Below are 5,125 nucleotides of genomic sequence, written 5' to 3' on the forward strand. Positions count from 1 at the left end.
ACTTTTTCTATGTATTTTTTGACATCAAACTTCTTGTAAATTGATTTTTCACTCATATACCTTACTTTGCCAAATATTGGGCGTTCTTTGAAGGGGCGATCGTGTTTTCCAAAACACCAGGCTATTCCTGCGTAGGAATTTGGGTCACGCCCATCAAGAGCATATTTATTATTTAATTCCTCAAGATATTTAAATGCAATTTCTGGGGATTCGCTCCACTCTATTATCTTCTTCCCCCAGTACATTCTAAGATAACCATGCATCTTGCCGGTTTTTACAAGTTCTTTCATTGAGGCGTTAAAAAGCGCATCATGGGTAAGTCCGTTTTCCAACTGTGAAAGCGAATATCTATAAGGCTTTTCATCAAATTTATGTTTTTCAAGTGTTTCGTAAGCCCACTTTTGGAGCCCTTCAAGCCGATCGTACCGTGGATTGTAAAAAACAAAATTAAAAGAAAGTTCCCTTCTTATAATCAACTCATCAAGAAACGCTTCCTTCTCATAAGTTTCTGCACTACTTTCTAAGACCAATTGCGCAACTTCAACAGGGGAGATCTGCCCGAAGTGAAGATATGGGCTTAAATTTGAGGTAAAATCTTTTGTAAAGTCGTTCTTATTTTCAACATACTGCGGGAGTTTATTCTGGACAAAATCTTCAAGCCTTCTCCTTGCTTCATGATATCCACCCTTAAAATACATTGACTCACTAACAAAATATTTTAAGTGAAGATGGTTAACTGCATTTTCTGGGTTACGAACATCAAATGAGAGTAAAATTTCCCTGCATTGAGGAAATGAAATACGAGGCATATCGTAATGAACAAGGTAATCTGGAAGATGCTTTTGGATTTTCCGTCTTATTGTATAGGCACCATACTCTTCTTTATTAGATGCAACTTGAACTGGGACAACAACATTATCCTCAACAGATATAACCCTTGTTTTTATTTCTTCAAGGATATTTTTTCTCCACTCGGAAACTACTTTTGTGTATCCAACATCCATAACTAAAACTGATGCGTTCTTTGAGAATTCGAGAACATGCTTTACGGGATCTCCAATGTGCACCACAAACTTTATGTTAAGTTTGTGAAGGTCTTCGTAAACATCTTTTAAACCCTCGAGCATAAAGAGAAAATGCCTTCTACTTGCATATGGGAAATTCTCATTAATCACAAAAAATACAACAAGCGGTTTTCTAATTTCGTTTGCAATATTTATCGCTTCGTAAAGAGACAAATTATAACTCACCCTCTGTGAGGATTGCATCCAATAAAGCACGAATTTACCAGAGGGATTAATATCTATATCTTTTAAAACTTTGATTCTATTCATTTTTCATTCAGGGGGGACTAAGCCCCCCCCAATTTCTAAACTACTTTTCTTTCTTCTTAGTTGTTGTTTTCTTTACGGTTTTCTTTTCTTCCTTCTTGGGAGTTTCTTTCTTTGTAGCTTCTTTCTTAGCAGATTCCTTCTTTGGCGCCTCTTTCTTTACGGTTTCTTTTTTGGCGGGTGCCTTCTTTGCCTCTTCTTTCTTCGGAGCCTCAACTACCTTCTTTTCTTCAGCCTTTTTTGCTTCTACACTACTTTCGGTTGTCTTCTTCTTGCAAGCCATTTTTACCTCCTTTAACTTTATTTTATAATAAAATAAAAAAATGCAATAGTTTTTAAAGAAAAATATTTGACTTTTTAGGAGATTTTTATGGAGAATTTTGCAAAACCAAAAGTTGTTTTAAGCAAATGCATCAATTTGGAAGCAACTCGTTATAATGGAGGCATCATAAAGAATGACTTTGCTGAACTTTTAGGAAAATTTGTAGAATACATCCCCGTTTGCCCTGAAGTTGCGATTGGACTTCCAATTCCAAGAGACCCTATAATAATTGTAAAAAACGACCCGGATAAACTTATCCAGCCAAAAACAAAAATAGATTTAACAGATAAGATGGTCACCTTTAGCAAAGAATTTTTAGTCAATTTAAAAGAAGTTGACGGATTTATTTTAAAGGCAAAATCCCCAAGTTGCGGAGTAAAAGATACAAATTACTATAAAGATTACGAGGGAAAAGAACCAGTAGGCAAAACTTCTGGCATATTTGCAAGGGTGGTTTTAGAAACATTTAAAAATTATCCCATAGAAAGCGAAAAACGCCTTATTGACAGAGGCATAAGAGACCAATTCCTTACAAAAATATTTTCCTTTGCAGATTTAAGGTCTCTAAAGGAAAACCTCACCAAGGCAAACCTCATAGAATTTCACTCAAGATATAAACTTATGCTTACAACTTACAACCAGACTAACTTGCGCATCCTTGGAAAAATCGTTTCAAACCTCAAGGAAAATGATTTACAAGACACTTACAACAAATATTCTGAGATCTTCAAAAGTTCGTTCAACAAAAAGCCAAAAGTTTCCGCACATGTTAACACCTTGCTTCACGCATTCGGATATTTTAAGGATAAGTTAGGCGCAAAAGAAAAAGCGCACTTTTTAGATGTTATTGAAGATTTTACAAAAGGAAATGTCGATATCTATACTCCAATTGAACTTATTTTAGGTTTTGCAATAAGGTTTGAAGAAGAATATCTTATGAAACAGAGGTATTTTAATCCCTATCCAAAAGAGTTGAGGCGCTTATAGTATCCGTTTCTTACAATTTCCAATTCAACTTCTTTTGGAACAAGGTAAGATACGCTTAGACCCTGCTTTATCCTGTCACGAATTAAAGTAGATGAGACACAAAAGAGGGGGTGGCTTAATGTAAATATTTTATCTTTAAAGCCATTTAGATTTTCTGTGATAAATTCTCTGAGTGTAGAAAAGTCATCGTTTAACCTCTTTGCGACAATAAAGTACGAATTTCTCAAAATTTCCTCATAGTCTTTCCAGAGGGTAATTTTTAAGAATGCATCTTCTCCTATAATAGAGAATATCTCAACTTCGTCAGTTTTAAAATGTTTTAAGGTATCAATGTAGTAAGATGGCTCGGCTCTTTTTACCTCAAAATCTGATACCTCAAAACGAGGCTCATCTTTTATTGCCATCTTCACAAGGCTGAGGCGGATGTCCTTGTCAAGAAGATCTAACTTTCTAAATACGGGGTTACCCGTTGGGACAAAAATAACTTTTTCAAGGTTAAAGAGATTTATTGCCTCTTTTGCAACAAAGAGATGACCTATATGAATTGGGTTATAGGCACCACCATAAAGACCAATTCTAATCTTCGTGGTAGATGAAGGACTTGCTTCCAATGATAACTCTATCTCCTTCCTTTATGCCGTGTTTCTTTAATTTCTTATCAAGGTCAATCTTATCAAAGTATCTTAAAAGTTCATTTACGGAACCAGACCTATTAAAATCGGTAAGTTCAGCGTGCCTTTCAAGTTCAGGATTGCTTACCTTGAATGTATGCTCGTCAACTTTTTCTATAATAATTTCTTTTGTGCGGTCAAGCGTAAACTCTTTCTCACTAACTTCGGCTTTGTTTTCTTCCTCGTGCGTTTCCTTCACAAGTTCATATAGCCTTTCGAGAACTTCTTTAACTCCTGTTCCGTTTAGTGCAGAGATGAAGTACACTTCCTCGTTTACTCTACTAAAGAAGTCTTTTAACTCTTTTGTTCTCTTTACTTTCCAGGTATCGATTTTATTTATTACTATTATCCTTTTTTTCTTTAGAAGTTCTTCTTTATAGTTTCCAAGTTCCTTAAGAAGAATTTTGTATGCCTTTTTAATATTCTTTCTATCCGAGCCATCAATAAGGAACATAAGAACTTTTGTTTTCTCAATGTGAGACAAAAATTGGTTGCCCAAGCCTTTTCCAGAGGATGCACCTTCAATAAGCCCGGGTAAATCTGCAATTGTAAATGACCTCATTTCGTCAAGTTTAACAACGCCTATCTTTGGAGAAAGAGTTGTAAAAGGATAAGATGCAATTTCTGGATGTGCATTGCTCACCTTTGAAATGAATGTGGATTTCCCAGCATTAGGAAACCCAACAATGCCAACATCCGAGATAACCTTCAGGATAAGCTCGAGGTCTTTCTCTTCATAGGGACCACCTTTTTCTGAATAGCGTGGCGCTCTTTCGGTTGAAGTGGTAAAAGCCTTGTTACCTCTGCCACCTTTTCCACCTTTTGCAACAACTACTGATTCGCCATCCTTGTTGAGTTCGGCTATTACTTTACCTGATTCTCTATCAATTATCGTCGTGCCAACGGGAACTTCTATAATAAGGTCGTCGCCGTTCTTCCCGTGCTTGAGACGACCACCACCATTTTCACCATTTTCAGCAAAGAAATGCTTCTGATATAAAAATTTTTGGAGGGTTGTGAGGTTTTTGTTGGCTTTAATGATAACATCTCCGCCTTTACCTCCGTCCCCTCCATCAGGACCGCCTTTTGGTATAAACTTTTCTCTTCTAAAACTTATTGCGCCGTCTCCGCCTTTACCTGAGCGTACCCTTATATAAGCGTGGTCAATAAGCGACTTCTTAAGCGGTTTCACTCTCTAAAACATCAACCTTTGTGTACTTTCTTGTCTTTGTAAATTTGATAATTCCATCCTTAAGAGCAAAAAGCGTATAGTCAGAACCAACACCGACATTCTTGCCAGGCTTAATCTTCTCGCCTCTCTGTCTTACAATGATATTACCTGCCTTTGCAAATTGCCCGTCAAATAATTTAACTCCAAGATATTTTGGATTGGAGTCTCTGCCGTTTACTTTGCTTCTCTTCTTGCCCATGTTAGTTTACCTCCCCTACAATTTTCTCAATAGTTACAAGTGTGTAGGGTTGTCTGTGTCCCTGTTTCTTCTTATTCCTTGTCTTGTGTCTGTAGAAAAAGACTATAATCTTTTTCTCTCTGCCCTGCTCTTTAATAGTGCCTTCTACATAGGCATTCTCGACTTTCGGGCTTCCAACGACAACTTTTTCTCCGTCTTTAAGAAGGAGCACTTCGTCAAATTTTACTTTGGTGCCTTTTTCGCCTTCTATTTTTTGCACCTTAATTGTGTCACCTTCTTTAACCCTGTACTGGTGACCGCCAGTTTTAATAATTGCTTCCATAGTAACCTCCTTCCACTACAGAAGGTACTGGGGGAACCTTCCGTAAGTAGTTATCTACAATC

7 protein-coding genes are annotated in these 5,125 nt (G+C 36.8%); 1 reads left to right on the forward strand and 6 read right to left on the reverse strand.

Going from position 1 to position 5,125, the window contains the following annotated elements:
• Both JHC30_00440 and JHC30_00445 read right to left on the reverse strand, forming a co-directional pair.
• A partial coding sequence (locus JHC30_00440) for a deoxyribodipyrimidine photo-lyase (GenBank protein ID MCI4462628.1) occupies window positions 1–1,334 on the reverse strand: 1,334 nt, incomplete at its 3' end.
• Window positions 1,335–1,374: 40 nt separating this feature from the next.
• A complete protein-coding gene (locus tag JHC30_00445) occupies window positions 1,375–1,614 on the reverse strand; it encodes a hypothetical protein (protein ID MCI4462629.1) in 240 nt (79 codons plus the stop codon).
• An 87-nt stretch (window positions 1,615–1,701) separates the two neighbouring features.
• On the opposite strand from JHC30_00445, the gene JHC30_00450 reads away from it, so the two are divergent.
• Entirely contained in the window at window positions 1,702–2,640 is a 939-nt protein-coding gene (locus JHC30_00450) for a DUF1722 domain-containing protein (GenBank protein ID MCI4462630.1), read from the forward strand.
• Here the strand turns inward: JHC30_00450 and nadD are convergent.
• From nadD to rplU, 4 genes are read right to left on the reverse strand one after another with little or no spacing between them, the layout of a single operon-like run.
• The gene (gene nadD / locus JHC30_00455) at window positions 2,613–3,251 is read right to left on the reverse strand and encodes a nicotinate (nicotinamide) nucleotide adenylyltransferase (GenBank protein MCI4462631.1); all 639 of its coding nucleotides are present in this window, start codon (window positions 3,249–3,251) and stop codon (window positions 2,613–2,615) included. The two genes, JHC30_00450 and nadD, sit on opposite strands and share 28 nt — an antisense overlap.
• Complete coding sequence (gene obgE, locus JHC30_00460) at window positions 3,217–4,503, reverse strand: GTPase ObgE (GenBank protein MCI4462632.1); 1,287 nt, start codon at window positions 4,501–4,503, stop codon at window positions 3,217–3,219. Before obgE ends, nadD begins: the two co-directional genes overlap by 35 nt.
• Window positions 4,490–4,741, reverse strand: a complete 252-nt coding sequence (rpmA, locus tag JHC30_00465) for a 50S ribosomal protein L27 (protein ID MCI4462633.1) — start codon at window positions 4,739–4,741, stop codon at window positions 4,490–4,492. The genes obgE and rpmA overlap by 14 nt, the downstream gene beginning before the upstream one ends.
• A 1-nt stretch (window position 4,742) precedes the next feature.
• Window positions 4,743–5,063 carry a 50S ribosomal protein L21 gene (gene rplU, locus JHC30_00470; protein MCI4462634.1) on the reverse strand — a complete coding sequence of 107 codons (321 nt, stop codon included), beginning with the start codon at window positions 5,061–5,063 and terminating at the stop codon, window positions 4,743–4,745.
• Window positions 5,064–5,125: the final 62 nt, after the last annotated feature.

Source organism: Caldisericum sp., assembly GCA_022759145.1.
Lineage (GTDB): Bacteria > Caldisericota > Caldisericia > Caldisericales > Caldisericaceae > Caldisericum.